At 52.9% G+C, this 23,691-nt stretch carries 23 protein-coding genes and 1 tRNA gene; 10 read left to right on the forward strand and 14 right to left on the reverse strand.

Going from position 1 to position 23,691, the window contains the following annotated elements:
- Window positions 1-108: 108 nt before the first annotated feature.
- Entirely contained in the window at window positions 109-1,656 is a 1,548-nt protein-coding gene (locus ABD892_RS21900; protein ID WP_345198304.1) for a 2-isopropylmalate synthase, read from the reverse strand.
- A 299-nt stretch (window positions 1,657-1,955) separates the two neighbouring features.
- Window positions 1,956-2,540 carry a hypothetical protein gene (locus ABD892_RS21905; protein WP_345198305.1) on the reverse strand — a complete coding sequence of 195 codons (585 nt, stop codon included), beginning with the start codon at window positions 2,538-2,540 and terminating at the stop codon, window positions 1,956-1,958.
- 201 nt (window positions 2,541-2,741) lie between these two features.
- Here ABD892_RS21905 and ABD892_RS21910 point away from each other — a divergent pair, with 201 nt between their 5' ends.
- Entirely contained in the window at window positions 2,742-3,320 is a 579-nt protein-coding gene (locus tag ABD892_RS21910; protein WP_345198307.1) for a YajG family lipoprotein, read from the forward strand.
- A gap of 27 nt (window positions 3,321-3,347) precedes the next feature.
- On the opposite strand, the gene hemH is transcribed toward ABD892_RS21910, so the two are convergent.
- The 7 genes from hemH to hemA all read right to left on the reverse strand — a co-directional run bounded on the left by hemH (window position 3,348) and on the right by hemA (window position 11,012).
- On the reverse strand, window positions 3,348-4,355 hold the full coding sequence (gene hemH / locus ABD892_RS21915) for a ferrochelatase (protein WP_345198309.1): 1,008 nt from the start codon (window positions 4,353-4,355) through the stop codon (window positions 3,348-3,350).
- 113 nt (window positions 4,356-4,468) lie between these two features.
- Window positions 4,469-5,656: a Na+/H+ antiporter NhaA gene (gene nhaA / locus ABD892_RS21920; protein WP_345198310.1), complete on the reverse strand. Its 1,188-nt coding sequence runs from the start codon at window positions 5,654-5,656 to the stop codon at window positions 4,469-4,471.
- Between the two features lie 253 nt (window positions 5,657-5,909).
- The gene (locus tag ABD892_RS21925) at window positions 5,910-6,884 is read right to left on the reverse strand and encodes a polysaccharide deacetylase family protein (protein ID WP_345198311.1); all 975 of its coding nucleotides are present in this window, start codon (window positions 6,882-6,884) and stop codon (window positions 5,910-5,912) included.
- 86 nt (window positions 6,885-6,970) lie between these two features.
- Window positions 6,971-7,753 (reverse strand): HesA/MoeB/ThiF family protein, encoded by a 783-nt coding sequence (locus tag ABD892_RS21930; protein ID WP_345198312.1) that lies wholly within the window; start codon window positions 7,751-7,753, stop codon window positions 6,971-6,973.
- On the reverse strand, window positions 7,719-8,552 hold the full coding sequence (gene prmC / locus ABD892_RS21935; protein WP_345198313.1) for a peptide chain release factor N(5)-glutamine methyltransferase: 834 nt from the start codon (window positions 8,550-8,552) through the stop codon (window positions 7,719-7,721). The genes ABD892_RS21930 and prmC overlap by 35 nt, the downstream gene beginning before the upstream one ends.
- The gene (gene prfA, locus ABD892_RS21940) at window positions 8,552-9,640 is read right to left on the reverse strand and encodes a peptide chain release factor 1 (RefSeq protein ID WP_345198314.1); all 1,089 of its coding nucleotides are present in this window, start codon (window positions 9,638-9,640) and stop codon (window positions 8,552-8,554) included. Before prfA ends, prmC begins: the two co-directional genes overlap by 1 nt.
- 1 nt (window position 9,641) lies before the next feature.
- Window positions 9,642-11,012: a glutamyl-tRNA reductase gene (hemA, locus tag ABD892_RS21945; protein ID WP_345198315.1), complete on the reverse strand. Its 1,371-nt coding sequence runs from the start codon at window positions 11,010-11,012 to the stop codon at window positions 9,642-9,644.
- 258 nt (window positions 11,013-11,270) lie between these two features.
- Here hemA and ABD892_RS21950 point away from each other — a divergent pair, with 258 nt between their 5' ends.
- From ABD892_RS21950 to pth, 6 genes are all read left to right on the forward strand, one after another.
- Entirely contained in the window at window positions 11,271-13,109 is a 1,839-nt protein-coding gene (locus tag ABD892_RS21950; RefSeq protein ID WP_345198316.1) for a tetratricopeptide repeat protein, read from the forward strand.
- Between the two features lie 96 nt (window positions 13,110-13,205).
- Window positions 13,206-13,820, forward strand: a complete 615-nt coding sequence (gene lolB, locus ABD892_RS21955) for a lipoprotein insertase outer membrane protein LolB (protein WP_345198317.1) — start codon at window positions 13,206-13,208, stop codon at window positions 13,818-13,820.
- 192 nt (window positions 13,821-14,012) lie between these two features.
- A tRNA-Gln gene (locus tag ABD892_RS21960) sits at window positions 14,013-14,087 on the forward strand.
- A 79-nt stretch (window positions 14,088-14,166) separates the two neighbouring features.
- A complete protein-coding gene (locus ABD892_RS21965) occupies window positions 14,167-15,108 on the forward strand; it encodes a ribose-phosphate pyrophosphokinase (protein ID WP_395184381.1) in 942 nt (313 codons plus the stop codon).
- Window positions 15,109-15,310: 202 nt separating this feature from the next.
- Window positions 15,311-15,943: a 50S ribosomal protein L25/general stress protein Ctc gene (locus ABD892_RS21970; RefSeq protein WP_345198318.1), complete on the forward strand. Its 633-nt coding sequence runs from the start codon at window positions 15,311-15,313 to the stop codon at window positions 15,941-15,943.
- 26 nt (window positions 15,944-15,969) lie between these two features.
- Entirely contained in the window at window positions 15,970-16,572 is a 603-nt protein-coding gene (gene pth, locus ABD892_RS21975) for an aminoacyl-tRNA hydrolase (RefSeq protein ID WP_345198319.1), read from the forward strand.
- On the opposite strand, the gene ABD892_RS21980 is transcribed toward pth, so the two are convergent.
- Window positions 16,552-18,264: a DUF3500 domain-containing protein gene (locus ABD892_RS21980; RefSeq protein WP_345198320.1), complete on the reverse strand. Its 1,713-nt coding sequence runs from the start codon at window positions 18,262-18,264 to the stop codon at window positions 16,552-16,554. The genes pth and ABD892_RS21980 overlap by 21 nt on opposite strands.
- A gap of 169 nt (window positions 18,265-18,433) precedes the next feature.
- On the opposite strand from ABD892_RS21980, the gene ychF reads away from it, so the two are divergent.
- Both ychF and ABD892_RS21990 read left to right on the forward strand, forming a co-directional pair.
- Window positions 18,434-19,525 carry a redox-regulated ATPase YchF gene (gene ychF / locus ABD892_RS21985; protein WP_345198322.1) on the forward strand — a complete coding sequence of 364 codons (1,092 nt, stop codon included), beginning with the start codon at window positions 18,434-18,436 and terminating at the stop codon, window positions 19,523-19,525.
- Between the two features lie 253 nt (window positions 19,526-19,778).
- Window positions 19,779-20,228, forward strand: coding sequence for a c-type cytochrome (locus tag ABD892_RS21990; RefSeq protein ID WP_345198323.1), 450 nt, complete (start codon window positions 19,779-19,781; stop codon window positions 20,226-20,228).
- A gap of 76 nt (window positions 20,229-20,304) precedes the next feature.
- Here ABD892_RS21990 and ABD892_RS21995 read toward each other — a convergent pair whose 3' ends face one another.
- From ABD892_RS21995 to ABD892_RS22005, 3 genes are all read right to left on the reverse strand, one after another.
- A complete protein-coding gene (locus ABD892_RS21995) occupies window positions 20,305-20,949 on the reverse strand; it encodes a cytochrome b/b6 domain-containing protein (RefSeq protein ID WP_345198324.1) in 645 nt (214 codons plus the stop codon).
- Window positions 20,950-20,987: 38 nt separating this feature from the next.
- The gene (yejK, locus tag ABD892_RS22000) at window positions 20,988-21,986 is read right to left on the reverse strand and encodes a nucleoid-associated protein YejK (protein WP_345198326.1); all 999 of its coding nucleotides are present in this window, start codon (window positions 21,984-21,986) and stop codon (window positions 20,988-20,990) included.
- 70 nt (window positions 21,987-22,056) lie between these two features.
- The gene (locus ABD892_RS22005; protein WP_345198327.1) at window positions 22,057-22,629 is read right to left on the reverse strand and encodes a TetR/AcrR family transcriptional regulator; all 573 of its coding nucleotides are present in this window, start codon (window positions 22,627-22,629) and stop codon (window positions 22,057-22,059) included.
- Window positions 22,630-22,884: 255 nt separating this feature from the next.
- Here ABD892_RS22005 and ABD892_RS22010 point away from each other — a divergent pair, with 255 nt between their 5' ends.
- Window positions 22,885-23,073 carry a hypothetical protein gene (locus ABD892_RS22010; protein ID WP_345198329.1) on the forward strand — a complete coding sequence of 63 codons (189 nt, stop codon included), beginning with the start codon at window positions 22,885-22,887 and terminating at the stop codon, window positions 23,071-23,073.
- Between the two features lie 104 nt (window positions 23,074-23,177).
- Here the strand turns inward: ABD892_RS22010 and ABD892_RS22015 are convergent, their stop codons facing one another.
- Window positions 23,178-23,666: a hypothetical protein gene (locus tag ABD892_RS22015; protein ID WP_345198330.1), complete on the reverse strand. Its 489-nt coding sequence runs from the start codon at window positions 23,664-23,666 to the stop codon at window positions 23,178-23,180.
- Between the last annotated feature and the right edge of the window lie 25 nt (window positions 23,667-23,691).

Here is a 23,691-nt window from a genome sequence, read left to right on the forward strand (position 1 = left end):
CCCGGAGGGGCTGTTGACTGGCACCTTCCTATTGTATGCAAAACCGCGGATAAGCAAAACGGGCAGTAACAGAATGGTTACTGCCCGTTTTGGATTGACGGACGTTGGTCAGACGCTGCCTGTCTGCGGGTTTGCCTTGCGAATGCCTGATGTCAGCAGGTTCAACGCATTGATATAGGCCTTGGCGGATGCCACCAGGATATCTGTGTCAGCGCCATTACCGTTGACAATCTGTCCGTCCTTGGCGAGGCGGACGGTGACTTCACCCTGGGAGTCGGTACCTTCCGTGATCGCGTTGACGGAGTAAAGCTCGAGCTTGGCACCGGACTCTGCCACGGTTTCGATGGCCTTGAAGATCGCATCCACCGGGCCATCGCCTTCGCTGGTGATTTGTTTTTCCTTGCCATCCACTGTCATGGTCAGGCGAGCTTCTGGGGTGATGCCCATCCGCGAGCTGGCCTCCATCTGCAACAGGCTGTACTTCTCGGCAATGTCCTGGTTTCTGGCATCGGTGACCAGGGCCTGAAGGTCTTCGTCATAGATTTCGTGTTTCTTGTCCGCCAGCGCCTTGAACTGCATGAAGGCCTTGTTGAGCGCTTCGTCATCCGCGATCGTGATGTTGAGTTCCTGCAGGCGACTCTTGAACGCATTCCGGCCGGAATGTTTGCCCAATACCATCCGATTGGCATTCCAGCCGACGTCCTCGGCCTTCATGATTTCATAGGTTTCCCGGTGCTTGAGTACGCCGTCCTGATGGATGCCGGCTTCATGGGCAAAAGCGTTGATTCCAACGATGGCTTTGTTGGGCTGCACCGGGAAACCGGTGATACCGGACACCAGGCGAGAGGCAGGCACAATCTGGCGAGTATCGATAGCGGTATCGACCTGCAGGCAATCACTGCGTGTGCGAATCGCCATGACGATCTCTTCCAGTGAGGCATTACCTGCCCGCTCACCCAGACCGTTAATGGTGCACTCTACCTGTCGGGCGCCGTTTACGACGGCTGCCAGTGAGTTGGCCACAGCAAGTCCGAGGTCATTGTGGCAATGCACGGAGAAAATGGCTTTGTCGGAATTAGGGATACGCTCGATCAGCTGCCGGATAGTTTCCCCGAACTGGTGGGGCAGCGCATAGCCGACGGTATCCGGGATGTTGATGGTGCGTGCACCGGCATCAATGGCTTTCTCGATAATCCGGCAGAGGAAATCCAGCTCGGAACGGCCAGCGTCTTCACAGGAGAACTCAACATCCTCCACCAGATTCCTGGCGCGCTTGACCGCATGGACGGCCTGTTCAATCACCTGCTCAGGTTCCATCTGAAGCTTGTATTTCATATGGATGGGCGAGGTGGCGATAAAGGTATGGATTCGTCCACGGGAGGCCGGTTTCAGAGCTTCGGCAGCGCGATCGATATCCTTGTCCAGTGCCCGGGACAGGCTGCAGATAGTGCTTTCCCGGATGGTTTCGGCAATGGCTTTGACAGACTCAAAGTCCCCCAGGCTGGCCATGGCAAATCCTGCTTCGATGACATCCACCCGCATTTTTTCCAGGGAACGGGCAATGCGCAGTTTTTCATCTCGGGTCATTGATGCGCCAGGGCTTTGCTCGCCATCCCTGAGGGTGGTGTCGAAAATTACAACGCGATTCTCACTCATCGCAAACACTCCAGACAATTATTGGAATTTGGAATACAGGTCTGTGTTGTGTGCTGTTTCAGGCGTCCGATGCTTCTGGATGCGCCTCAGCGGGGCCGGGGTGAAGAAAATTATGCTGCCCTAAGGCCGTAGGAGAAGCAGGCGTGCGGGAGCGAAGAAGGTCTTTTTGCTGATCCCTGTGGGCGGATTGTTGTGCCTTGGTGATGCCATTAGTGTTTTCTACGTATGTTGATGGCTGTTTGGCGTAATATAACGTCCATTGTTGTGTTTTCCAACCCTGTGATTTTTAGCAAAAGTTGTTATTTGGGCTTGTGATTGGGGACATCAGGCATTTTCAGATTTATAAGGCGGGCTTCAAGATTCCTGTCGATGGTTTTCTCCATGGCCTTGATCACGTCTTTAGCTCGCTCAGGGCCAATCAGTTTAGTGACAAGCGGTTTGCTAAGTTCACTGACTTTGTCTGGATTTTTGGCAATAAGCAGTAGTTTTCCGGTCATAATGCTGCGTATTTGAAATGTCTGTTCAAGTGTGATGGTCTTTTTGGAATATTGTTTCCGAATGGCATCATCCAGACCTTTGATAAGTGCCAGAGCATCTGCCCTTTTGGGATCAATACTACGCCCTATGGAGGCCAGTTCATTGAATACGGAGGGCTTTGATTTTTGCTGGTTTTGACGTATCAATGCGTTGAGTTCATGTGTTGTATTAATCTGCCACTCGTTAAGTGGTTTGACAGCAACCGTGTTCCCCCGTTGTTTAGGCATCATCGCGGTAACATGTGCACTTTTTAGCATTCGGCCGTCATTGGTTCTCACCGCGCGTGAGGATTGATTGACTCCCCTGTTCGATGGTGAACTGGGGGTGTTGGAAATCCGTAAATCCATTTTCTGTCCCTGAAAAACGCTACTTATTGAAGTATAAAGCAGTTGATATCGGACTAATTGTAAAGAGGTTATAGATAGCGAGAGCCTTATTGCTTTACGATATTGGCCCATGCTGGACTCTGACAGCCTTTCTGCACAGAACATTCGTCGACTTATTTCATGTACCGATCAGGTGAATATGGAATTGCTGAAGGAAAGTTTATGAAAAAATGGTTATTACCCCTGAGTCTGACGGTACTCTTGGGTGGCTGTATCCTGGGACCTCAGACGGTTGAGGTTGTTCCCGATATTAAGGTTGCAGAGCGTACGGCTCAGTTGAGCGGACCTGTGGCGGTCACCGTCTACGATGAGCGGACGACACCGCAGCTCGGTACGCGAGGTGGGATTTATAAAACAACCAATTTCATTTACCTGGATGAGCATTTTGCCCAGTCAATCAAAGTTGCCGTTGATAATGCCTTGCGATCCATGGGAATGGAGCCTGTCAGTAGCACCGAAGTTCCTCAGGTGCAGGTTTATATGGACGAGTTGTCATACGCGGTGCCATACGGGGATTATATCTCCGGCGTTGACCTGAAAGCGGCCATACGGGTTGAAATCCTGAAGGATGGTCGGCGTTATGCGGGACGCTATGTCTCAGAAGATCATTACCGTACCATCAAGGCGCCATCCGATAGCCAGAATGAGGAAATGGTGAATGCCATCATTAACAAGGTGTTGGCACGTGCAATGGATGATCAGACGCTGCTGAATTTCCTGAGTGGTACAACCGGCTCCTGATGAGCCGGTGTTGTCATGTTGTTGGGCTTACGCTTCAATCCACTGCTTGAGCGTACTGATCCAGACCGGATGGTCGTTCAGGCAGGGAATCAGCGTTAATGTCTCTCCACCGGCAGCCTCGAAGATTTCCTGTCCTTGCATGGCGATTTCTTCAAGGGTTTCCAGGCAATCCGCCGTGAAAGCCGGACACATCACCAGCAGACGTTTCACCCCTTGGCGGGCCAGTTGCTCAACGGTCTTGTCGGTATAGGGTTCCAGCCATTTGGCTTTGCCCAGTCTTGATTGAAAGGCAACGGAGTAGCGGTTGCCAGGAATACCGGCAGCACGCACAAACTCGGCAGTGGTCTCATACAGCTGATGGCGATAACAGGTTGCGTGAGCCGTTGAAGGTTTCTGGCAGCAGTCAGGTGTCAGGCAGTGGTTGCCGGTGGTGTCATCCTTGCGGATATGCCGTTCCGGTACACCGTGATAGCTGAACAACAGATGATCAAATTCCTGTTCCAGCCAAGGGCGGGCGCTTTCTACCAGTGCATGAATATAATCCGGCTGGTTATAGAAAACCGGATGGATATTTAATGTTTTTCGGATGCCATGCTTTTGCATGATCCGCTGTGCTTCTTCGATGCATGTCTTTACGGTAGACATGGCATAGTGCGGATACATGGGCAGCAGCAGTATCTCTTTAACCTCTGCCTGACCTGCCAGTGCTAGTAGCTCTTGCTCAATAGAAGGTGAGCCATAACGCATTGCCAGTCGAATCGGAATGTCGGTTTGTGCCTGCAGTTTTTTCCTGACCTTTTCACTGATGACTTTTAGCGGTGAGCCTTCCGGCAACCAGACTGACTGGTAGGCCTCAGCAGACTGTTTCGGTCGGCTCGGTAACACGAAGGCGCTGACAATCAGACGACGAAGGGGCCAGGGCAGATCGATAACATACTTGTCCATCAGGAATTCGTTGAGATAACGCCTGACATCGCTGACTTCTGGGGAGTCGGGTGATCCCAGGTTGACCAGTAATACCGCGCGGCCTTGCATGCTTCTCTCCGAAGACAGTTTATTGTTGGTGGGGATTATAAGGCGTCGGCTGAATTGAGCCAGTCATTGTTTCACCTGAAACTGGCGGACCAGCTTCAGGTAGGGGATTGATGTTAATTGCTCTGATTACTTGCGGGCTTGGGCGTGAAATAACGCAGGACGATATAGCCCACAATAGCAGAAAGGAACGAACCCACCAGAATCCCGACACGGTCGGCGATCAAATATTCAGGGCCGGTTTCTTCAAAGGCCAGCGTGCCAATGAACAGACTCATGGTGAAACCGATACCGCACAGGATCGACATGCCATAGATGTGCGACCAGGAGGTTCCTGTTGGCAACTTGGCAATGCCGGCCTTGATGGTCAGCCAGGTAAATCCGAAGACACCCAGTTGCTTACCAATAAACAGTCCGATAATGACGCCGAGGGGACTCGGGTTCAGCAGGCTCTGGAATTGGGCGACGCTCAGGCCTACACCGGCGTTGGCGAAGGCAAAGATCGGTAGTATCCAGTAATTCACGCTGCCATGCAGTTTGTGTTCGAGGTCGATCAGCAGGGAACGGCCATATTCATTCCGGGTCTGGATCGGAATGGTAAATGCCAGGGCTACACCCGCCAGTGTGGCGTGTACGCCGGACTTAAGGACACAAGCCCACATGATGACACCAACAACAATATAGGGGCCGAGTTTTGATACGCCAAAGCGGTTAAAGGCAATCAACAATGTCAAACAGATAGACGCCAGAACGATGGACTCAATGGCCAGGTCTGTGGTGTAGAACAGTGCGATGATGACGATAGCGCCAAGGTCATCAATGATGGCCAGTGCCAGCAGGAAAATCTTCAGTGAAGGCGGCACGCGCTTACCCAGCAGGGCCAGAACCCCCAGGGAGAAAGCAATGTCGGTGGCGGCAGGAATTGCCCACCCCTTGATGCCGATGGGATCATCATAATTCAGCGCCGCATAACAAAGTGCGGGTATCGCCATGCCGCCCAGTGCTGCCATCGCAGGCAGTATCACCTGGGAACGGCTTGATAACTCACCGACCAGGAATTCACGTTTGACTTCAAGGCCGATCAGCAGGAAGAACAATGCCATCAGACCGTCGTTAATCCACAGCAGGATAGGCTTGGCAATGGCCAGAGAGCCGACAGCCACGGTAATCGGAACGGACAGAAGCAGGTCGTAATAGACATTCAGTGGTGTATTGGCTGCGATCATCGCCAGCGTGGCGGCCACGATCAACAGAATGCCAACAGATGTTTCGTGCTTCAAAAATCGGCGAATGGCTTCGACCATGCAGCCTCCAGTAATTGCCGTGCCATGTATCATGACACGAACGCCCCTAAAGTTGATAAAAAAAGTGAACTATATTGGAATCTTTCAACTTTTGTAATTCCTGAATAGTACTTATACGCAGGATTCAAGCCAAAGATGGCGGATAGCGTCGTTTTCTGTCGGTTTGCCGTTTGAGTGCTTCCCATAACCGATGGGCATTATAGGCATCAGGAGAGGGGCTGTCTCCGGAAAGCGATAAAGGTGATTCTGTCGTTTATTCGGTGATCGATAGGTCAAGCGCATTTGACTGAGGCAACTGCTCATTGCCGCCAGCATCCTGATCGTGATGGCTGGAATGGTGTGAAAGCCAGTGTCGGGCGATATCCATACGGCGACAAACCCAGACATCCTCGTGGCTCAGCGCATAGTCCAGAAAACGACGGAGAGCTTCTGTTCGGCCAGGCTGCCCGGACAGGCGTCCACGTAGCCCTATCGACAGCATTTTCGGGCTTTCCTCACCCTCACGGTAAAGGCAGTCAAAGGCTGCTCGCAGATTCTGAAGGCAGTCCTCCGGACTATTCCAGCCGGGTGATGTGGAATAACGAAAATCATTGGTGACCAGATTATAGGGAACAATCAGGTGAGCCTGACCGGCGACATCAATATAGTAAGGCAGGTCATTATTGTAAGCGTCAGAGTCGTATAGCAACCCCATCTCCTGTATCAGTCGACGGGTGTTTTCACTGTGTCGCCCGGTGTACCAGCCAACGACCTCCTTGTGGGTCAGGTTTTCGATGACCTCCAGAGTCTTGCGAATATGGCTTTTCTCAATGGCTATCGGGATCACCCGGTAATCAATCCAGCGATAACCGTGCCCTGCAATCTCATGGTCGGACTCGGCCAGTTTCTGTGCCAGAGGAAGATTGCGCTCAAGAGCCATACCGCAGGCGAATACGGTGACAGGCAGAGAAAAGTCATCAAACAGGTTGAGTAATCGCCAGGCGCCACTGGAGGCACCATAGGCAAAGAGAGACTCACAGTTGTAATGTCTGGCACATGAGAGGGGGCGTGTGCCCGGTAAATCCGTTAAAAAGGATTCGGAGGAAGGGTCACCATCCAGGCGACAGGACTCAGCGCCTTCTTCGTAATTTAATACAAAGCTAATGGCAAGACGGCAATTGTTGGGCCACTGGACCTTCGGCGGTTGTCCGCCATAGCCGGTAAAATTGCGGGGGTAATCTTCCTGCATCGAACGGCACCGCGACGGTCTGAAATGCCATTCAGATATAGCCTAACGTCCCTGTTCTGGCAAAAAAGAGTCTTTGTATAAAACGATTATGCAGAGGTTCCGCAGACTGTGCAGCTGGCATTGCGAGATAGACTCAATGTCTGCCAGGCCATATTCAGTGCATCAAACAACATGAGTCGTCCAGACAGCGATTGTCCGACATTCGTCAGAAGTTTGATGGTCTCTGTCGCCTGAATGGAGCCGATCACGCCGGTTACGGGTGACAAAATACCGGATTCGCTGCAAGTCTGTTGATGGTCGTCCGTGTCAGGATACAAGCAGTGATAGCAGGGGCCATCGGCAAGGCCGAATACTGCCACCTGGCCACTGAAACCAATAGCCGCACCGGAAACCAGGGGGGTCCCCGTTCTGATACAGGCCTCGTTAATGGCGTGGCGGGTCTGAAAGTTGTCTGTGCAGTCCAGCACGACATCGGCGGCGCCGGCTTCTTCCAGCAATTCGGGCTCACTGAGTTTTCGGGCAATGGCCATCACGCGCGTATCGGGATTCAGTGCATGAAGTGATTCCGTAACGGAGAAAACCTTGGGTTTGCCAATGTCACGTGTCGTGTGGGCAACCTGGCGCTGAAGATTGCTCTCATCCACCTCGTCATGATCCACAATCACGAGAGTGCCGACACCGGCGGCAGAGAGATACATGGCCACCGGGCAGCCGAGGCCTCCTGCGCCAATCACCAGCACCCGGCTGTTCAGTAGTTTTTCCTGACCGGCGATATCCAGTTCAGGCAGCATGATCTGGCGGCTGTAGCGTAACAGTTGCTGGTCACTGAGTGTTTCAGTCAAGGCGTCGTCCCCGGGTAATGCGTTCATGTCCGGCAAGATCACGAAGGGTTTCTATGTCGGTATAATGCTGTTGCTTCAGGATGTTTCTGACATCATTCCCCTGGTCATAGCCATGCTCCAGAATCAGCCATCCGCGGGGGTTCAGGTGTTGCAATGCCTGCTTTGCAATGATTCGAATGTCGTCCAAACCGTCGATGCCTGATGTCAAGGCTGAGCTGGGCTCAAAGCGAGCATCGCCCTGGTGTAAATGAGGATCATCTGCCCTGATATAGGGCGGATTGCTGACAATTAGATCGTAATCCTTGTCAGGTAAGGCATCACACCATGTGCCAGTGTAGAACTGCACATGGCGTAGCCCGTTCATGTCGGCATTGTGCCGGGCAAGCTGGACGGCGGCTTCAATCCGGTCGGTGCCTATCACCTGCCAGTTTGGCCGTTCTGCCGCCAGTGCCAGGGCAATGGCGCCGGTGCCGGTGCCCAGGTCGGCCACTTTGTGGGGCGATGGGTCGAGGCGGGCGAGTGCCTGTTCGACCAACAGCTCGGTATCGGGACGTGGTATGAGCGTATCGGGGCTGACGTTCAGTGTCAGGTTCCAGAAATCGCGAGTGCCGATCAGATACGCGACAGGGTGACCAGTCAGACGTTGATCAATCAATTGGTTTACTGTAGCCAGTTGATCTGCTGTTAACTCATATTCCGGCCAGGTAAACAGCCAGCTGCGTGGTTTGTTCAGTACATGGCAGAGCAGGAGTTCAACATCCAGTGCCGGCGTGCTGCTCAAAGAGGTTAATTCCCTGGCGCGCTGAAGAATATCCCTGACCTGCATTAATTCTCGCCTGCCAGTGAGGCCAGCAGTTCAGCCTGGTGTTCCTGACGTAGCGGTTCGATCACCGGAGCCAGATCACCTTCAATGATTTCCGGCAGCTTATAGAGCGTCAGATTGATACGGTGATCAGTCACCCGTCCCTGCGGATAGTTGTAGGTGCGAATGCGCTCCGAGCGGTCGCCGCTGCCAACCAGGCTTTTCCGTTGGTCGGCCATCTCTTTGGCATGGGCTTCCTGCTGGGCGTTTTTCAGACGGGCGTTCAGCAGGGAAAGGGCGCGGGCCTTGTTCTTGTGCTGTGAACGTTCATCCTGGCACTCGACCACGATGCCTGATGGGAGGTGGGTGATACGGATGGCGGAATCGGTTGTGTTGACGTGCTGGCCACCTGCGCCAGAGGAGCGGTAGGTATCGATCCGCAGGTCTTCCTTGCGGATGTTGATCTCTTCCTGTTCGTCCGGCTCCGGCATGATGGCGACGGTGCAGGCTGATGTATGAATTCTGCCCTGTGATTCGGTTGCCGGTACCCGTTGCACCCGGTGGGCGCCGGACTCGAACTTGAGCTGGGCATACACATCCTGGCCGACAACCCGGGTGATGATTTCTTTGTAACCACCGTGTTCGCCGAGGTTTTCGCTCAGGATTTCAATTTTCCAGCGCTGACTTTCGGCATAGCGGGAATACATCCGGAACAGGTCGCCGGCAAAAATGGCCGCTTCATCACCGCCAGTGCCGGCGCGGATTTCCAGGAAAACGTTGTTGGCGTCATCCGGGTCCCTGGGGAGCAGCAGAACCTGCAGCTCCTGGCTTAATGACTCGGTAAGGGCCTGTGCGGTTTCAACTTCTTCTTCTGCCATGGCGCGCAGGTCAGGATCCGCGTCTGACAGCATGGTGCGGGCTTCTTCCAGGTCGTCCTGAACCTGGCGGTATTCGCGATAGCATTTTACGACCGGTTCCAGCTCGGCGTACTCCTTGGAGAAACTGCGGAAACGGTTCTGGTCGGAAATGATTTCCGGGTCGCTGAGCAGTGCACTCAGTTCTTCAAAGCGGTCTTGCAGGTTATCAAGCTTGGTACTGATAGAAGCTTTCATTTCAGTGGTTCTTTACCTTAGGAGGGCGGACGTCGCTCAACGGCGTTGGGTCGACGGCCCATACAGTCGCCTGGCGTGATTGTAGTGGCGCAGGCTTGATAGGGGTAGGTTCCAGGGTGTCGGCAATCTGCAGATCAAAAAAATCCCTGGCTAAGGCGATGGAGGCGGTGTCCCCTTCGCTGCCGGCCTTGCGGAGCTGGACGCAGGGCGTATGAATCAGTTTGTTCGTCAGGCCGCGGGCCAGCTGGGTCAGAACCTGATCGGCAGGACGGCCACTCTGGATCAGGCGGAGCGCCTTGTTGATTTCGTGGTCGCGGATGATTTCTGCCTGTTCCCTGTAGGACTTGAGAATATCCACCACGTCCATGGCGCGGATGCGCTTCAGGAAGGCGTCACACCCTGCGGCTATGATCTCTTCTGCGGCCTGTGCCGCTTCCTGACGGCTGCGGAGGTTGTCTTCCACGACTTCGCGCAGATCATCAACGGTGTAGAGGTAGACATCGGCGAGGTCGCCGACTTCCGGTTCAATGTCCCGGGGTACGGCGATATCCACCATGAAGATTGGCGCATGGCGACGTTTTTTCAGGGCTCGCTCTACCGCACCCTTGCCCAGGATGGGCAGCTGGCTGGCAGTGGAGGCAATGACGATATCGGCCTTGTGCAGTTCTTCAGGGATATCAGACAGCAAAATAGCATGGCCGTTGACACTCTCAGCCAGTTTAAGAGCGCGCTCCAGTGTCCGGTTGGCGACAATGACATTGCCAATGCCCTGTTCCTTCAGGTGACGAGCCACCAGTTCAATGGTTTCTCCGGCCCCGATCAGCAGGGCCGTGTTATCAGACAGGTCGGCAAATATCTGGCGTGACAGGGTGACGGCAGCGTAAGCCACCGATACCGGGTTTTCGCCAATCGCCGTGTGTGTGCGTACCTGTTTGGCGGTGGTGAAGGTGCCCTGGAACAGACGGCTCAGGTGTGTGCCTGTTGCCCCGGCCTCGCGAGCGACTGCGTAGGCAGATTTCATTTGTCCCAGGATCTGGGGCTCACCCAGAACCAAAGAATCCAGTCCGCAGGCCACGCGCATAATGTGCTGGATGGCCGCCTCTTCAGTGTGGGCATAGGCGTATTGTGCCAGTGTGTGACTGTTAATCTGGTGAAAGTCAGACAGCCACAGGTATAGCCGTTCCGGTTTGACATCCCCGAAACAGTACAACTCTGTGCGGTTGCAGGTTGACAGTATCGCGATCTCGCTGACCGTTTCCAGCTGCAAGGCATCCTGCAGGGCTGGAATCAGCTGCTCAGGCGAGAACGCAATCTGTTCCCTCAGGCCGACGGGTGCTGTCTGATGATTGATGCCGACTGCCAGGAATCCCATAAAATTCGTCAGGTACCTTGTTCTTGTCTCTACTCACAAGCTGGCTAAAGCTTCACGGTAGTAGCCTTCCAGCCTAGTCTGCAGAATGGCTTTTTTCGCTGTACTGCAAACTTCTGATATTGCCACCCTCTTCTCCGGTAACTCAGGCTAGTATTAAAATTACTGAGCCCTGATTGTCACCTGTCCTATCGTCGTATAACCGATTCACACCGGGAATGACAGCCTCACAGGGAAGCATGGAGAAAGCAGAATTTTCCTATGGATATACGTCAACTGCAAATCTTGTGTTTGGGGCGGGATGTGTTTGTTACAGCGCTTGTGTCATTATTGCACCAGGCTCGGTTTCCCGGAAAGAAGAATATCACGTTGTTAAAGATCAGATCCCGCCTGCGTTATCTTCCGTTACTTCTGGCGACGGTAGCCTTTGCCGGTTGCGCCCATTTGGCCTCAATGTCACCCCCGGGGACGGACGACGGGCAGGCAACCGTCGAGGAAAGCAGCGAGCCTGTCGCCTCGTTTGAACCGGATACCCTTTACGATCTGCTGGTGGCCGAAGTGGCCGGACATAACCAGCGGTTTGATCTGGCGCTGGGGAATTACCTGCAGCAGGCCCACAAGACCGGTGATCCTGGTCTGGCGGAGCGCGCTTATCAAATTGCTGCCTACATTGGTGCACGGCAGGCTTCCAGAGATGCGGCTGAATTGTGGGCGAGTGTGGATGCAGAAAACCCTGCAGCACTCCAGGCCCGTGCCATCGAACTGGCCCGTGCCGGTGAGTACCAGGTCGCAGCCGACGAAATGTTGCGGGTGCTGGAAATGGCCGGCGATGCGAGTTTTGAATTTGTCGCTGTCAGTGCGGCTGATCAGGGGCAGGAAGAGCGCGACATGTTAATCGCGACCTTTGATCAGGCCCTCAAACGTTATCCAAACAATAGCCAGGTGTTGTTGGGGAAAGCCATATTGCTGCAATACAACGGCCGTAATGCCGAAGCGATTAAGCTCTGCGACCGTATTTTGAAGCGTGAGGACAACCTCAAGGCCGTTATGCTCAAGGGGCGGGTGTTAATGGCCATGGAGCGACCCGACGATGCCCGTCGCTTCCTGGCGGATTATATCGAAGATGCACCGGATAACACCCGTTTACGCCTCCTTTATGCACGGGTGCTTGTGCATGCACAGCAGTTGGATCAGGCTCAGGAACAGTTTGAGATTCTTCTGCTCCAGTCACCGAATGAACCGGATATTTTGCTATCGCTGGGATTAATCACGTTTGAAAATAATATGCCGGAAGAAGCAGTGGGCTATTTTGAACGTTTGGCGGCATTTAATAGCCACAAAAGCTTGGCTGAGTTCTACCTGGGACGGTTGGCTCAGCAGCAGGATGACTGGCAGCTGGCGCGTCAGCACTATCTGAATGTGGGTGTGGGCAAACAGCTGATCCCGGCTTATGCTGCACTGGTGCAAATGCTGGCGGATCACGAAATGTGGCCCCAGGCGGTAAAAGACTTGCGGGCTGCCCGTGAGCTTTATCCGGCGTTTGTGCCGCAGTTTTACCTGATGGAAGGGGATGTGCTGATTGAGCAGCGGGCTTATGAGCAGGCCGCTGAGGTTTTGAATAAGGCGATCAAAACCTATCCCGACAATATTAACCTGCTCTATGCCCGTGCGATGCTGGCTGAAAAAATGAGCGACCTGGCACTGCTGGAAAAAGATTTGCGAGGCATTCTGGCGATTGATGCCGAGAATGCGGCGGCATTGAATGCACTGGGTTATACCCTGGCTGATCGTACCGAACGGTTTGATGAGGCGGAAGAGCTGGTCGGCAAGGCTTATGAATTGAAGCCGGATGATCCGGCCATCATCGACAGCATGGGTTGGGTAGCCTATCGGCAGCAGGACTATGAGAAGGCGCTTCGCTACCTACGTGCCGCTTATGAGAAAATGCCCGATGCAGAGGTGGCGGCACACTTGGGTGAGGTTCTTTGGGTCAAGGGCAGCCGTAAGGAGGCTGCGCTGCTCTGGGAGCAGGCACTGGAAAGGCAGCCTGATAGTGAAATACTCAAGGAAACCATGGAACGTCTTCAGGGCGGACAATAAGTCTCTGCGTTCATTTTGTTAAGTGAAGTTTTTATTGATATTCGACTTGGCCCGTGCCTGTTGGTGCGGGCCTGTTTATTGAAGGGTGTTCAGCAAATGTGTCGTCTGTTGGGTGCTGTCCGGTATTGGGCCGGTCTGTTGTTTCTGCTGGTTCTTGCTGGATGTGCTGGCCGTGCCCCGTTGTCGCAGGATGTGGAACAGCGATCCTGGCAGGAGCATGTTGAGGCGATGGCTGCGCTGGATCACTGGCAACTGTCGGGAAAGCTGGGCGTCAGAACGGCCTCGGAAGCCGGTAGTGCCACGCTGGAGTGGGAAGAACAGGCGGGCAGTTATACCGTTTATTTGACCGGCCCCTTTGGGCAGAGTCTTGCCAGTATTGAGGGAGCCCCGGGCCATGTCGTTATGACCGTGCCTGATGAAGGCGTTCTTATGGGGCCTTCGCTCGAAACGTTGGTTTATCAGCAGACCGGTTGGGTGATACCGTTTCGTTTGCTGCAGTATTGGGTCAAAGGTGTGCCTGCCCCGGGAAGCTATGCGGATTTGCAGTTGAACGACATGAATCGGCTGCAATCACTGAATCAGGCGGGATGGATGATCGTATTCGACCGGTTTGGCGTCACGTCTGGCTACGAATTGCCAGGACGACTTAAATTGCAGAAAGGCGACATTAAAGTCACGCTGCTGATTCGACGCTGGCAGTTGTCGCGTTAGCGTAAATCCCGCATAAAGTATGCATATTCCGCGTTTGACAGTTTTTGTGTCACTTTGTAGAGTAGCGCCGCCTTCAAACGGTGACTCAGTGAACGAGCCCTGAAGGCTGATGATATTGCGAAAGATCCGGCCATCGGGGATAATCGCAACGCTGGCAGGGAGCCGGGTAGATTATAAAATGATGACCGTAACTGGGGTGTCGCCAAGCGGTAAGGCAACGGGTTTTGATCCCGTCATTCGTAGGTTCGAATCCTGCCACCCCAGCCAGACTTTCAAGCATAGGCATCAATTGTACCCGCGTACTTGATAACGCTTTCCAAACTGCAAAGAGACTCAAGGTGCTACTGTGTCGAAGATGATGGTGTTCGCCGGTAATTCTAACCCGGAACTCGTTCAGAAGGTCGTCGATCACCTGCATATCCCACTGGGAAAAGCCAGTGTGGGACGCTTCAGTGACGGAGAGGTCTCTGTTGAAATCCAGGAAAATGTGCGCGGCAAGGATGTCTTCATCATCCAGTCCACCTGTGCACCGACCAATGATAACCTGATGGAACTCCTGGTCATGGCCGATGCCATGCGCCGTTCCTCTGCTGCCCGTGTTACCGCCGTTATTCCTTATTTCGGTTATGCCCGCCAGGATCGTCGTCCCCGTTCAACCCGTGTAGCCATCAGTGCCAAAGTCGTTGCCGATATGATCGCAAGCGTGGGTGTTGACCGTGTGCTGACTGTTGACTTGCATGCCGACCAGATTCAGGGATTCTTTGATATTCCGGTTGATAACATCTACGGCTCTCCGGTCCTGCTGGATGATATCGAGCGTAGAAATCTCGACAACATGGTCATTGTCTCGCCTGACCATGGCGGTGTTGTCCGTGCCCGTGCGGTGGCCAAGCGTCTGAACGCTGAACTGGCGATCATCGACAAGCGTCGTCCGGAAGCCAACAAGGCAGAAGTCATGAACATCATCGGTGATGTGAATGGCCGTACCTGTATTCTGGTTGACGATATGGTCGATACTGCCGGGACACTGTGCCAGGCTACCATTGCTCTGAAAGAAAAGGGTGCCAACAAGGTGTTCGCCTATGCGACTCACCCGGTGCTGTCTGGTCGTGCACTGGAAAACGTTGCCAACTCTGAGCTGGATGAGCTGGTTGTGACCAACACCATCCCGCTGACCCCGGCTGCCCGTGCCGTGGATCGTATCCGTCAGCTGGATATGTCTCCGCTGGTTGCCGAATCCGTGCGTCGTATCAGCAATGCTGAATCCATCAGCGCCATGTTTCGCTGATTAGCGAGATGCTCTGAAAGAAAAGCAGCCTTTAGTGGCTGCTTTTTTTATGGGTTGTATATCTACCGACAGCTATCCTGTTATGTTCCGGATGAAACGGCTTTGACAAAGTCCCTGTTGCAGGTATGATACGCCGCTTCGTTATCCGCTGTGGCAGGCTGGTCGCCGTCTGTCACGGTTTTTATTTTTATTGGAGAAAACCATGTCTGAAGCAATCGTTCTGAATGCTGAACTGCGTAAGGATGTAGGGAAAGGTGCGAGCCGCCGCCTGCGTCACGCAGAAAAACTGCCTGCCATCATTTACGGTGCCAATGCTGAAGCCACCCAGATCACTCTGATGGCCAAGGACGTTCGTAAAGCGCTGGAAAGCGAAGCGTTCTACGCTCAGATCGTTACCCTGAACGTTGAAGGCAAGACCGAGCAGGCTATCCTGAAGGATATCCAGCGTCATCCTGCCAAAGAATTCGCCATGCACATGGACTTCCTGCGTGTTGATGCGGCCACTGAAGTCACCACCAACGTACCGCTGCACTTCATCAACGAAGACGTATGTGCCGGTGCAAAGGCGGGTGGTGCGATCACCCACAACATGGTAGAAGTAGAAGTTCGCTGCCTGCCGAAGGATCTGCCTGAGTTCATCGAAGTTGACATGGCAGCCGTTGAGCTGGGTGGCAGTGTTCACCTGTCTGAGCTGAAGGTTGCTGAAGGCGTCAAGCTGGTTCACCTGATGCACGGTGAAGACCACGACCTGCCGGTAGCCGGTGTCCAGGCAGTACGTGCAACCAAGGAAGACGCAGCGGATGAAGCCGCTGAAGGCGAAAGCAGCGCTGAGTAAGCCCTGACACGGACGGAGACGACATTGTGGCGCAGACAACCCCGAATGAGGCTGTCGAACTGATTGTTGGCCTGGGTAATCCCGGTGCAGAATATGAAGATACCCGCCATAATGCCGGCGTCTGGTTTCTTGAAGCGCTGGCCCGTAGCTGCGGTGCCAGCCTTCAGCCGGAAAAGAAATTTCATGGTTTAACCGCCAAAATCTACTTGGGCGGACGTGATATCCGGTTGCTTTATCCCACCACGTTCATGAATCGCAGTGGCCAGGCCGTGGCTGCAATTGCGAACTTTTACCGTATTCCTCCCCAGTCCATTCTTGTCGCCCATGATGAGCTCGATATTCCGGTCGGAACCGCGAGGCTCAAGCAGGGTGGTGGCCATGGTGGTCATAATGGATTACGGGATATCATCAGCCGTCTGGGCAATAACCGGGACTTTCTGCGTTTGCGAATCGGGGTCGGGCATCCCGGTGACAGCAGCAAGGTTGTGGGTTATGTGCTGAACAAGCCTTCAAGGCAGGATGATGACAAAATCCGTGCCGTCATCGATGAGTCGGTTCGCCTGATGCCTGAGGTGTTGGATGGCTCATGGGCCAAGGCTGTACAGACGTTACATACCTTTTCGGCCTGAGCTGCCTGGCGCGTTATCCAGCGGCATATCCGGCCTTAGTGTCGCGTCGTATATCCCTTCGTACTGACTACCCGGTTGATGTACTGAATAGGTGATAATCACTGGGGTTCCACTCAGGGTTTCCGGCAGGTTTAAGACGCTGGAATAGATCCCTCTTTCATTATCATATTTGAGCGGATGCCCGACGATCAGGGCTTGACCATGCTGATCCTGTAGTGTCACGCTGACGCGCATGTTTTTGTGTAAACTGCCGTTCAAACGTGTCCGTACGACAGGATAAAACGGTGTACCCGTCGCGACCTGGCCGCCTTCGTAGCCAATTTTTATTTCAATCCCTTCCAGGTAGGCAGAATCCCTGAGCCAGGTAATGGCATCATTGGATCGCATAGGGTTTTGAGTCGATTCACCCATCATCAGTGCAGGGCTGACTGCTTCCATGTTTTGCGTCATTGCTGATGATTTTTCGGCTGCTGCTTCCTTTCGGGCTTGATTCAGCAGTTTGAGCGTATTGCTGAGTGGGTCAAAATCATGCGGTGAACTGAGATCTCGGAAGACCATAAAGGTTGCATTATTGGGCAGGCCCATGGTGTCAGTGGTCAGCGTCATGGGTGTCTGTAAAAGTTCAATCAGCAGGGATTCTGACTGGATGCGGAGATAAAACCCCTGATCCTGTTCATCAGGGTTACCCGCCCAGGCCAGTCTGGCCAGATTCAGTTGTTCCATGGTATCGGATGGATCGCGGGTCTCTGGCTGCCAGTTTTCAAGAACCGTTTTCACAAAACGTTTGAAGTAATAGCGCTCCGCCACCGTCAGCTGGTCAATTCGGACGGTGGGCATGGCCGGTGCCAGGAATGTCGCTGAGTCTGGCAGTTTGGGAATCATCTGGCATTCGTCAGTGAGCGTCTGCCGATTCAGGCAGGTTTTGTAGCGTACAACGGATCGGAGTTCCTTAACCGTGGTACGGGCAAAATGGCCTGCCTGCCAGAGTACCGTCTGACCGGCCTGCTCATGCCAGCGCAGATAGGGATAGTGGATTTCAGTTGAATTCTGGCTGAGATCGATGGTGGGGGCCGGTGGCACCTGGGTCGGATAGCTGGCCATGAACAGTGGGCCGGTGCTGACACGGCCTCGTCCTTCGGCCATATCGAAAAAGAAATCAATGTTGAGCCATGGACCGCCAAGACGGATACCCCATTCGTGGCTGCCCGGATTACCGGTCAGCAGGAGTCGTTCTCCGGGCAGGCGATCCGTCAGCAGGTCGCTGTCATGGCCAGCCATTTCCTGGTGCAGGAATTTCTGGTTCAGTATGGCGGTCAGGCGCTGGTAACCACCGGTGTCCAGCGCAGTGGCGAGCAGTTGGTGGAGATAGGTGCGTTGATCATCGGTGAGCTTATCAAGTGCTATGCCGATGTCTGAATCCAGCCCTGTCAGCGGTTTACCCTGGATGGTTCGGTCATTATTTTTTTGAAGCTGCTGTAATGATTTGCTGGAAAATAATGTGACCAGTTCTTTGACACGTGCATTCAGGGTTTGCATATAGTGCTGCTGGTTGCGGGATTGGACAAAATCCAGAATATCCTGTTTTGCCTCGGCTTCCTGGTTGGCCGTCACCGGACTGACGCCTGCCACACCCAACAACGATGCCATCAACATCGGAGTGATGATTCCCTGACGCAAATCCCGGTAATCCATGGTGTTTTGGCTCTCTTTTCCGGCAGTCCCTGTTAAAAATCTAGCGTGTAAATGCCCGCTGCTCACCTGGAGAATGGATGGATTTTCAGCATTTTTGCGCAGCGTCTTTCCAGCCCGTATAATCCGCCGGTTTTATTGACGATTATTCTGCTGAATAAGGTAGACAAGCATGGGTTTTAAATGCGGCATAGTTGGGCTGCCCAATGTTGGTAAGTCCACTCTCTTCAACGCCCTGACCAAGGCGGGTATTGATGCGGAAAACTTCCCTTTCTGCACTATCGAGCCGAATGCAGGCGTAGTGCCTATGCCGGATCCCCGTCTGGACAGGCTGGCTGCGATTGTGAAGCCCCAGCGGGTATTGCCAACCACCATGGAATTTGTGGATATCGCTGGTCTGGTGGAAGGTGCTTCCAAGGGTGAAGGCCTGGGTAACCAGTTCCTGGCCAATATCCGGGAAACCGATGCCATCGCCCACGTCGTGCGTTGCTTCGAAAATGACAATGTCATTCACGTTGCCAACCGGATTGATCCGATCTCTGATATTGAAATCATCAATACCGAGCTGGCTCTGGCGGACCTGGACAGCCTGGAGAAGCAGGAGAAGCGTATCTCCCGTGCCGCCAAGGGAGGTGACAAGGAAGCGCTGGCCCAGAAGGCGTTGCTGGAAAAAATGATTCCGGCCCTGGAAGAAGGGCGTCCGGTGCGTAGCCTGAGCTTTACGCCGGAAGAGTGGAAGCTGGTCAAAATGTTCCACATGCTTACCAGTAAGCCGACCATGTATATTGCCAATGTGGATGAGGATGGCTTTGAGAATAATCCTCACCTGGACAAAGTGTATGCGCTGGCTGAAGCGGAAGGTTCTATCGTGGTGCCGATCTGCAACAAGCTGGAAGCTGAAATCGCCGAGCTGGATGACGAAGAGAAAGGTGAATTCCTGGCTGATCTGGGAATGGAAGAACCGGGCCTGGATCGCGTTATTCGTGCGGGCTATGAGCTGCTTGGTCTGCAGACTTACTTCACGGCTGGTGTGAAGGAAGTGCGTGCCTGGACTGTGAAGGTTGGCGCAACCGCACCGGAAGCGGCCGGTGTTATCCACACTGATTTCCAGCGTGGTTTCATTCGTGCCGAAGTGACCAGCTATGAGGATTTCATCAAGTACAATGGTGAACAGGGCGCCAAGGAAGCCGGTCGCCTGCGCGTTGAAGGTAAAGAGTATATTGTCCAGGACGGTGACGTTCTGCACTTCCGCTTCAACGTCTGATTGATAAGACCTGCCACAGTCACGAGTATCGATTGTGGCAGGTGTTCTGCTTTTTCATATCCCTCCTGCAAATGTAAATAATTTTCATTTCTTTACGCGACTCGTGGCTCTTTTTCGCTGTTCTGGCAAGGGGGCTATGCTAGACTCTCGCGCGTAATTTAATGATAACGGTCCCTTTCCTGGCTTATGACGAGCCAACGCGTCACCGTGAGATTACTCTGAACAACAACAGAACGAGAGAGTCGATAAGCTGATGAAAAAGATAGCCTTGATGAGTTTGGCGGTAATAGCATTTAATGTGTCAGCACATTCTGTCAATTTTGATAAGGATGAAGATGCCGTTGCTTTGCGTAAGGCACATATGCACTTGATCGGTACCTATTTTGGTGAGATGGGCGACATGATCAAGGGTAAGCTGCCTTATGATGCGACAAGCTTCTCTGCGGATGCGGATCGACTGGCTGCACTGAGTAGCTGGTCACATGAGGGGTTTGCAGAAAAGCGTTTGACAGAGGATTCAAAGTCAAAACCCGCTATCTGGGAGAAAAAGGCCGATTTTGATCAGAAAATGAAAGCGTTTCATGATCAAGCACTGAAGTTGCAACAAGTTGCCGCGAAAGGGGATATGGGAGACGTTCGAGCCCAGTTTAAAGCTACAGCAGAGACTTGTGGTAGCTGCCATAAACCCTACAAGTACAAGTAAGGTCTTGTGCTAATAAAAAAGCAGCAATGGAATGTGCGATTGCTGCTTTTTTATTGATCAATAGTCTGTCGAATATTTAATAACCTAACTGCGTGATTAACCATGCGATACTTGCGGAAACAGCAATAGCAATCAGGCTATAGGCCGGGTTTTTCCGGGCAGGTTCGTCCATATTTTCCGACACTGAGCGTTTACCGGTAATCATTGCCGGCAGAATATCATCCCGTTTGATGACGGTATAAAACACTACAGCTGCAATATGCAGGGCGATGAGTCCCAACAGGATATTGAAATTCAGGGCATGCCAGCTGGTCATTTGATCGCTGAGATCACTGGATACATAGTGTGCCAGAGGTCCTTCAGTGAGAATGGAGTCATTGGCAAACAGTCCGGTGGTCAGCTGCACAGCGACGCAGAGAAGTAGCGCCACCACACTCCAGCTACCCAGTGGGTTGTGGCCAGGGTAATCGCTCTTGAGACCGCTGCGGATATACCGAATCGCATTCATTGGCGACAGCTGAAACGCAGAGAATCGCGAATAGAAACCACCAACAAATCCCCAGATCAACCGAAACAACAGCAGTGCCAGCGTGAAATAGGCCAGTGGCAGATGCCTGTCCATATCCCCTTCGGTACCGGTATACCAGAGACCGGCAATCGCCATCACCAGAAACCAGTGGAACAGACGAGTCGGTATATCCCATATTCTGATCGACTTCATAGGTCACGTCCTCATGCACAAGCGGCGGTCAGTGATTCTCAGGCTTTTTCAAGTTGGGACTTGAGGTTGTCGGGGATGCCCTGAATGGTCAGGGTATCGGTTTCCCGGTTATAGATGATGCGACTGCCCAATAGCTCTGCCTCGAAGGCGATATTGAATCCCTTGGCGCGCCCGGAGTAGCGAACCAGTCGTTTCAGTTGGCTTTTGCTGGGGGTGATTTCCGGGGCAACATCATAATCCCGTGTATTGACGAAGCGGGCAAAGTTGTCAGGTTCCGCCTCGTTCAGGAAGGCTGATAACTCGTTCAGGGAAATCGCTTCGCTGGATTGGAGCTGCTCATTGCAGTATTCATAGACCCGTTTCTTGACGCCGCCCTGTTCTGCCGGTGTTTCACTGGTATCGCAGTAAGCTTCGACGGCGTTCATCAGGGTATCGGTATCTTTCTTGGTATTGGCCGTTTCGGTGCCACCCAGGAAATCCCTGAAGCAGTCGCTGAGGCGGCGTCCTCCACGGGGTTTGATCCAGGAAATGTAGCGTTGAGCCTGAGGGTTGTTCTGCCACTCCGTAATGTTGATGCGGGCGGCCAGGTTGAGACGCCCCATATCCAGGTAGGCAGTATCAATAATATCCAGTTGGTCAGTGACCGTGACGCTGCTGGCCGGGCTGATCAGCGTTATCAGCAGATACTGGGTCAGTCCACTGCGGTAATGGGCAATCAGCACAAACCCACCCGGAAACATGCCGGCGGCATCGAGCGTTTCTTTCAGGCTTTCTGTGGTCTTGAGGCTGAAGTCGACGAAGGGCAGCTGTTCATCCAGGTAGGCCTTGAGCCAGTCCTGCAGCCCAGATTCACCATCGGACTCCGGGAAACAGCCATGGGCCTTGTCGGATTTCTGGTTGTAGCTTTGCAGCAGATCCTGCAGCAGGCCTTCTGTCGCCGGTGTCACCGGCAGCGGGGTTGACCGGGGATGAACAGTAGAGCTGTCAGCATCCGGATTGCGCTCAAGATGGTGAACAATAATATTGCTAATGGCCATAAGTACTGCACTTCAGACATGTCGGATCAGAAGCGGGATTATTGCACAGGGAGCCGTGAATTACAGTGAGCTAGCGATCCAGCAGGACTAATCTTTCAAAGAACATGCGTACCTTGTTATCCAGGAACTTCCTGCTGGGATTCAGGCAGGCATAGAACTGCAGCGAAATATAGCATTCAAAGAGATAATCTGCGCTGACCGCCGGGACTTGCAGTTCAGTATCCTGTGTCAGAATAGCGGTAAAGTCCTGTTTTAACTCAGAAATATATTGCTGGAACTGTGGGCTTAGATCGTCATGGTGCTTGGTTTCCACTACAGCCAGCAACAACAGACAGTGTCCACGGTATTCTTTGGCCGGGAAATGGCGATAGCTGGTCGTGAAAAAGCGCCGAAGGCATTCTCTGGGGGGGGCGGTATGGCGGTAGTGATACAGTCGGGGCTGAAGTATGGCGGTATAGTAATGCTCTATAACCGCTTTATAGAGGCCTTCCTTGCTGCTGAAATGGTGGTAGAGGCTGCCGGGATTTAAGCCCGTAACTTCCTCGACATGACGCATAGATGTACTGGCATAGCCAAGGCGCCAGAATAAATCCATCGCCTGACTCAGTACTTCCGTCAGTTCAAAGCTTGTATGCCTGCCCATTACTGGTTTCTGCCGTTCTATTTATGCCAACCCTGGCGGTTAAACCTTTTTCGTCCGTAGACGATATAGTCAGGGAACGTCCTCTTCCTGACTGTGAGGCTTCCAGTATATACACAGTTAGTAAAAATGCTTAATTCATATAAAAAAATTCACAAATAAGGCGAATTAGAGCTGCTCGTTGTTATTGTTCCGTTGAAATTGGGGGTTTTTATGGACAAGGAATACCGGCAGGCGATTTGTGGACCAACTTCTGAAATGGTTCGTTTCATTAAAGAGAATAATATCGATATTGCCATAGAACGCCTTGAAGAGTTGGATGGTAAGGTGAAATCGGTCAGGCACTCGCTACACCCTGAGTTTCTTGTGGAGTCGAAAACGGTCAGGGAGCAATTAAAAGCCTGGTTTCGGGAAAGTGATGAACCCGGGAAAAAGGTCATTCATTAAATAGCCTTATTAAAGTCATGCTTAATAAGGCTATTTAAATGTTGTTAATTTTTTTCTTTTATATTTAAGCTTTGCTCTAATTGATATCGCTGTTTTATTTAAGGCTATTCATTGTACGACGTGGTCGTTGCCGTAACATGCACATCCGTTGAGCTGTCATTACTGTAGGTCACGTCAATGCTGATGGTGGTTGGCCGTTGTTGCCCCTGGTTGGCCAGATTGTCATCAGGCAGTGCAAAATCAATGGTATCTTCCAGTTCGTCGATCGTGATCCCTACATTGACGTTATGTTTTTCCCGCTCATCATCGTCAGTCTGGCCTGCGGCAGTTGCCTGAAGGGCGCCTGGGACTGAGGTATCGGCCATATCTTCACTGGCCATGCTGGGCAGCGGGAAGGTGCTGGACGTGGTTCGGCCATAACGTAAGGGGGCGTCTGCGGGCGGCTCGGTGTGTCCGGGCGGATAATTATGGTAGCCATCGCCCATATCGTAAATCTGGCCGGCTGGCTCTGTTGTCTCGTTGTCGGCGGCGTGTACAGGCAAGATGGCGCCGGGCAGAAGCAGTAAGAGGTAAAGTTGTCTGGTCAACTTCATGGCTTTTCTTATCATTATTGTTGTT

The organism is Kistimonas scapharcae (assembly GCF_039540975.1).
Taxonomy (GTDB): Bacteria; Pseudomonadota; Gammaproteobacteria; order Pseudomonadales; family Endozoicomonadaceae; genus Kistimonas; species Kistimonas scapharcae.